General features: G+C 73.1%; 2 protein-coding genes and 1 pseudogene. All 3 read right to left on the bottom strand.

Translation table 11 applies throughout. The features are described from left to right. A pseudogene (locus tag ACOV8S_RS18360) lies at positions 1-348 on the bottom strand (two-component sensor histidine kinase); the annotation flags it as partial. Between the two features lies 1 nt (position 349). Further along, a complete protein-coding gene (gene mtrA / locus ACOV8S_RS18355; protein WP_351117672.1) occupies positions 350-1,039 on the bottom strand; it encodes a two-component system response regulator MtrA in 690 nt (229 codons plus the stop codon). A gap of 122 nt (positions 1,040-1,161) precedes the next feature. Continuing rightward, positions 1,162-2,262 (bottom strand): S-methyl-5-thioribose-1-phosphate isomerase, encoded by a 1,101-nt coding sequence (gene mtnA, locus ACOV8S_RS18350; RefSeq protein ID WP_448318911.1) that lies wholly within the window; start codon positions 2,260-2,262, stop codon positions 1,162-1,164. Between the last annotated feature and the right edge of the window lie 273 nt (positions 2,263-2,535).

Here is a 2,535-nt window from a genome sequence, read left to right as displayed (position 1 = left end):
CCCCCCCCCCGCCCCCCCGGCCGCCCCGGTGCCCGACGCCCGACCGGCCTCCTCGTCGGCCCGCGTCTTGGCCGCGGCGAACCCGCCGGCGGCCTGACTCTGCGCGGCGCTCACCTTGGCGTCGAGCAGGCCGTTGCGGACCTGCCCGATCACCACGAAGCCGAGCAGCAGCACCACGCCGAGCGACATCAGCAGCGTGGTGACGATCACCTTGAGCTGGATGTTGCGCCGCCACAGACGTATGACGGGCAGCAACGGCCGGCGGACCCAGCGCAGCAGCAGCCTCAGGACGGGACTGCCCTGGACGCCGCCCTGCAGCAGCCCGCCCGCGAGCAGAGCCCCGGGCATGTCAGCTCGGCCCCGCCTTGTATCCGACGCCACGCACGGTCACCACGATCTCCGGGCGCTCGGGGTCCTTCTCGACCTTCGAACGCAGACGCTGCACATGGACGTTGACCAGGCGGGTGTCGGCGGCGTGGCGGTAGCCCCACACCTGCTCCAGGAGCACCTCACGGGTGAACACCTGCCACGGCTTGCGGGCGAGCGCGACCAGCAGGTCGAACTCCAGCGGCGTCAGCGCGATGGCCTGGCCGTCCCGCTTCACCGAGTGCCCGGCCACGTCGATCACCAGGTCGCCGATGGTCAGCTGCTCGGGAGCGGGCTCCTCCGACCTCCGCAGCCGCGCCCGGATGCGGGCGACCAGCTCCTTCGGCTTGAACGGCTTCACCACGTAGTCGTCGGCCCCGGACTCCAGGCCCACCACCACGTCGACGGTGTCGCTCTTCGCGGTCAGCATCACGATCGGCACGCCGGACTCCGCCCGGATCTGGCGGCACACCTCGATGCCGTCCCGACCGGGCAGCATCAGGTCCAGCAGCACCAGATCGGGCTTCGCCTCCCGGAAAGCGGCCAGCGCCTTGTCGCCGTCGGCCACGAAGGCCGGCTCGAAGCCTTCTCCACGCAGCACGATCCCGAGCATCTCGGCCAGTGCGGTGTCGTCATCGACGACAAGGACTCGTCCCTTCATAAACCACATCATCCCATTCCGATAACGGTGACCGGGACGCTTGGTGAGCGAGGTCACGTGTGTCCGTCACCGCTATCGGTGTCCGGGACAAGCCGTTCGTACGACGAACCGTACGCGCTGCGCGCCGCCGGACCTTACGCGCCGCCCTGCAACGCGGCAATCCCCTCCGCCGTCACCGGTGACAGCACGCCACGCTCCGTGACGATCGCCGTCACCAGCTCCGGCGGCGTCACGTCGAACGCCGGGTTGTAGGCCTGCGTCCCCAGCGGCGCCACCACCACGTCCCCCACCTCGGTGACCTCCCGCCCGGCCCGCTGCTCCACCTCGACCGACGCCCCGTCCGGCGTGTGCACGTCCACCGTGGTCCACGGCGCCACCACCACGAACGGCACATGGTGGTACCGCGCCAGCACCGCCAGCGGATACGTCCCCACCTTGTTGGCCACCGAGCCGTCCGCCGCGATCCGGTCCGCCCCCACCACCACGGCGTCCACCTCCCCGGCCGCGAACAACGAGCCCGCCGCGTTGTCCGCGAGCAGCGTGTACGCCATCCGCTGCCGCGCCGCCTCCCACGCCGTCAGCCGCGCGCCCTGCAGCAGCGGCCGCGTCTCGTCCACCCACAGGCGCCGCAGCCGGCCCACCCGGTGCGCGGCCAGCGCCACGGCGAAGGCCGTGCCCTCACCGCCCGACACCAGCGCACCGGTGTTGCAGTGCGTCAGGATGCGGTGCCCGCCGCCCGACCGCAGCTCGTCCAGCAGCGTCAGCCCGAGCTCCGCCATCCGCTCGGAGGCCTGCGCGTCCTCCCGGTGCAGCGCACGCGCCGCGTCCAGCGCCGCCTTCGCCGCGCCGTCCGGGCCGCCGCCCGCGGCCAGCGCCGCGTCGTACGCGGCCTTCGCCCGCCGCACCCCGGCCTCCAGGTTCGCCGCGGTGGGCCGTGCGCCCGCCAGCGCCCCCGCCGCCTGCTCCACGTCGAACCCGCGCGCCGCCGCCAGCGCCACCCCGTAGGCGCCCGCGATCCCCAGCAGCGGCGCACCGCGCACCGCCAGCGACCGGATCGCCCCGACCAGCGCGGCCGCGTCCGTACAGATCAGTTCCGACTCCTCGGCCGGCAGCCGTGTCTGGTCCAGGAGCACCACCACCGGCCCCTCCGGGGGCTCCTCCCAGCGAAGCGCCGGGATCAGGGGTATGCCGTCGGTCCGTCCGCTGCCGCCAGGTCGCACGCCGTGATCAGCCATGCCGTCAGTCTTCCCCGAAACGGCCGCGCCAGTAAGGCGATCACGGCTCCGCACACCGTCCTGTCTCGGTCCCGTCCCGATCGTCCACACCCCGTCCACCCCCGGGAGTGCACATGGCACGATGACCTGACCTGCGCCGTGATCGCGGCAGCACCCTGAAGGAGCGACCATGAACGACTCGCCGGGCTGGACCTCGCCCGGATCCTCTCCGGCCGGCGACCCCAGCGGCGAGCAGGGTCCTCAGTGGTCCAAGGAGCAGCCCCCGCCCGCCGC

This window comes from Streptomyces sp. CO7, assembly GCF_053474865.1.
The sequence above is the reverse complement of the archived record's forward strand: the minus strand, read 5'-3'. Positions and strand labels throughout refer to the sequence as shown.

Excerpts from the sequence above, each read along its gene's own strand:
- mtrA (WP_351117672.1), bottom strand. The coding sequence starts at position 1,039 with ATGATGTGGTTTATGAAGGGACGAGTCCTTGTCGTCGATGACGACACC.
- mtnA (WP_448318911.1), bottom strand. The coding sequence starts at position 2,262 with ATGGCTGATCACGGCGTGCGACCTGGCGGCAGCGGACGGACCGACGGC.